General features: G+C 50.8%; 3 protein-coding genes and 1 pseudogene. All 4 read left to right on the plus strand.

Annotated elements, in window-relative coordinates:
* Window positions 1–442 (plus strand): ATP-dependent dethiobiotin synthetase BioD (gene bioD / locus AC1DUA_RS32385; RefSeq protein WP_477503647.1); only part of this gene is annotated, 442 nt, incomplete at its 5' end.
* The gene (gene bioB, locus AC1DUA_RS32390; protein ID WP_477503648.1) at window positions 420–1,418 is read left to right on the plus strand and encodes a biotin synthase BioB; all 999 of its coding nucleotides are present in this window, start codon (window positions 420–422) and stop codon (window positions 1,416–1,418) included. The genes bioD and bioB, both read left to right, overlap by 23 nt.
* A 13-nt stretch (window positions 1,419–1,431) precedes the next feature.
* Window positions 1,432–2,631: an 8-amino-7-oxononanoate synthase gene (gene bioF / locus AC1DUA_RS32395; RefSeq protein ID WP_477503649.1), complete on the plus strand. Its 1,200-nt coding sequence runs from the start codon at window positions 1,432–1,434 to the stop codon at window positions 2,629–2,631.
* A pseudogene (locus AC1DUA_RS32400) lies at window positions 2,628–2,830 on the plus strand (hypothetical protein); the annotation flags it as partial. The gene bioF and the pseudogene AC1DUA_RS32400, both read left to right, overlap by 4 nt.

The raw sequence follows: 2,830 nt of genomic DNA on the forward strand, positions 1-2,830 counted from the left end.
ATACGAGGCTCTGCTTGTTGAAGGCGCAGGAGGCGTAGCTGTTCCGCTGAACGATGATGCCCTGATCGTGGATTTGATCGCAGAGCTTCGAATTCCCGCACTGATTGTTGCTCGTTCCAGTCTGGGCACGATTAACCACACGATACTAACGGCAGCTTTTCTAAGGCACTATGGAATCAATATCGTAGGTGTCATCTTAAATGACGGAGACGATCCAGAAATTGGGCATGATCCGAGCGTTGCGACGAATGCGGAGCTTATCGAGCAGTATAGCGGTCTTCCCGTTCTCGGTTGCTTTCCTTCTCTACCTGCTGATGTGAATACAGAACTTTTGATACATACGGCAAGGAAATCTATACAACTAGCACCGATCAAACATGCGCTAAAGTTCTGCCACAATGAACCTCAAGGAGGAGACCATGAACATTATTTCATCCCATAAGGATTGGCCTATGTTAGCCCAAAAAGCATTAAACGGCGAGTGTTTGACGGAAGAGGAAGGGCTGGCTGTTCTTGAAGCTGGCAATGATGAGGTTCTGCCGCTGCTGCAGGCGGCTTTTCAAGTAAGAAAGCATTATTACGGTAAGAAAGTCAAATTGAACATGATTATTAATGCGAAAAGCGGACTCTGCCCCGAGGACTGCGGTTATTGCTCGCAATCAATTGTTTCAACGGCGCCGGTAAGTAAATATACCTTGCTTGATAAAGATACGCTGCTAGCTGGGGCACGTGAAGCTATGGCGCGTAAAGCCGGAACGTATTGTATTGTAGCGGCAGGCAAAGGGCCGACAGACAAGGAATTGGCGCAAGTCGTGGATGCCGTAAAAGAAATCCGTGAAACGATGCCGCTCAAAATTTGTGCTTGTCTAGGTATTTTGAAGGACGAGCAAGCACAGCGGCTTGCAGAGGCAGGCGTACATCGATACAACCATAATCTCAATACGAGCAAAGCGAACTACCCGTCGATTACGACGACCCATACGTATGATCAGCGTGTTGAAACGGTGGAAAAAGTAAAAACATACGGCATGTCCCCCTGCTCCGGTGTGATTATCGGGATGGGTGAAACCAATCAAGAAATTGTGGAAATGGCCTATGCACTGCGTGAGCTGGATAGCGATTCGATTCCAATTAATTTCCTCAATGCCATTCCTGGAACGCCTTTGGAGCATGCGGGCCGTACTCCGGCGATGAAGGCATTGAAAGTATTAGCTTTATTCCGTTTCATCTGTCCGTCCAAAGAAATTCGTGTAGCAGGAGGCCGCGAGGTGAATCTCCGTACGCTGCAGCCCATGTCGCTGTATGCGGCGAATTCGCTTTTTGTCGGTGATTATTTGACAACGGCAGGCCAATCGATTGGCATCGATCACCAAATGATTGAAGACTTGGGCTTCGAGATTGAACTCAACGCTTTATAAGGTGGTGCGAACAATGAACGTGGTATCACCTTTGAAATGGATGGAACTGGAACTTGCCTCTCTGGAGGAAGCTTCCTTGAAACGCTCACTGCGAGCAAGTTCAGCAGTTCCAGGGTTTCCTGGACGCATGTTCCGCGGGACAGGATCGCACAATCTGCTCAACTTGTCCGGCAACGACTATCTTGGACTGTCCCAGCATCCTGCAATGATCGAAGCGATGCGGGAGGTACTGCTCAAAGAAGGCGTTGGCGCAGGGGCATCCCGCCTTGTGACTGGCAACCGGCTAGCCTATATGGAACTCGAAGAGGCTATCGCCGAGTGGCAGAACTGCGAAGCCGCCCTTGTATTTGCCAATGGTTATATGGCAAATACAGGAGTTATCCGTGCTGTAGTCGGCCGGGATGATGTGGTGTTTAGCGATCAACTGAATCATGCCAGTATGGTTGATGGTATTCTGATGAGCCGGGCGGAGTTGGCTCGATATCGGCATAACGATATGGAGCACTTGGGAGCGCTTCTGCATAAGCATCGTGATAAAAAACGAAAGCTGATCGTTACTGATGCTGTCTTCTCCATGGACGGAGATCAGGCTCCTCTGCAAGATCTCATCCTACTCAAGCATGAGTATGGAGCGATGCTGATGGTGGACGAAGCGCACAGCGGTGGAATTTATGGAAGGCGCGGCGAGGGGTTATGCCATGTTCTCGGGGTAAAGCACGAGGTGGACATTCATATGGGAACGTTCAGCAAGGCCTTCGGCGCCTACGGTTCCTATGTGTGCGGCAGCCGCACGCTCATTGATTACCTCGTGAATAAGGCGCGTACGCTTATTTATTCAACAGCAATGCCCCCTGCGCTGCTCGCAGGCATTGCTCAAGCATTAGTGCTGGTGCAGCAGGAGCACTGGCGTCGTGAAYGGCTGCACACAATCATCCGTTCCTTCCGATCTTTGCTGCAAAAGTCCGGATTCCTGCTCGGAATAGGCGATTCGCCTATCGTGCCGATCATCATCGGCGATAATGAGACGGCGTTGCGCTTCAGCGCAGCGCTGGAAGAGCAAGGCATCGCAGCGGTTGCAATTAGGCCGCCGACGGTTCCTGAGGGGACAGCTCGCATCCGCTTCTCATTATCTGCAGCCCATACAGATAAAGAACTGCGAGATGCAGCGGCGCGTATTCGTGACGTAGGGCTGCAGCTTGGAGTATTGGGATGATGACACCAATCAATAGCGCGACAATTGTCTGGTTGCCTGGGTGGAGTATGCCCCCTGAGGTTTTTGATCGGCTTTGTAAGGCGCTGCCTGATTATCATCACGTGCAAGTCAATATTAGTGAGGCCGAAACGCCTGAAGACATGCTGACGATCACCGAAGCCGTGGCAGCAAAATGGCAATCATCCGTTGTCCATAGACC

It is taken from the genome of Paenibacillus sp. 01T422, from assembly GCF_056398785.1.